Source organism: Galbibacter kalidii (genome assembly GCF_026241135.1).
GTDB lineage: Bacteria > Bacteroidota > Bacteroidia > Flavobacteriales > Flavobacteriaceae > Galbibacter.
Map to the genome: position 1 here is coordinate 1 of NZ_JAPFGA010000098.1, position 542 is coordinate 542.

Sequence of the window (542 nt, forward strand, 5' to 3'; positions counted from 1 at the left end):
GGTGGCGATCAAGGCCATCAACGAGCTGGCCGCCGAGGCCGGCAAGCCGAAGTGGGACTGGCAGCCGCCGGCGGAGAACACCGCCCTCAAGGACGCCGTGGCCCAGGCCTACGAGACCCGGGTGGGCGAGGCCTATCGCATCACCGACAAGATGGCCCGCCAGGACGCGCTCCCCGAGCTCAAGGCCGAGGCGGTCGAGCAGCTCGCCGGGGAGGAGGAGGGCAAGTTCGACGCCGATGACGTCAAGGGCGCCTTCGCCGGCCTGGAGAAGCGCGTGGTGCGCTCCCGGGTGGTCAAGGGCGAGCCGCGCATCGATGGCCGCGACCTCCGGACCGTTCGGCCGCTTTCCATCGAGGTGGGGACGCTGCCCAAGACCCACGGCTCGGCGATCTTCACTCGCGGGGAGACCCAGGCGATCGTCATCGCCACCCTGGGCACCCTGCGCGACGCCCAGTTGATCGAGTCGCTGGAGGGCGAGCGCAAGGATCGCTTCCTGCTGCACTACAACTTCCCCCCGTACAGCGTGGGCGAGGCCGGCTTCA

1 pseudogene is annotated in these 542 nt (G+C 70.1%); it reads left to right on the forward strand.

Annotation, left to right across the window (positions count from 1 at the left end):
* A pseudogene (locus tag OOZ15_RS20055) lies at nucleotides 1-542 on the forward strand (polyribonucleotide nucleotidyltransferase); the annotation flags it as partial.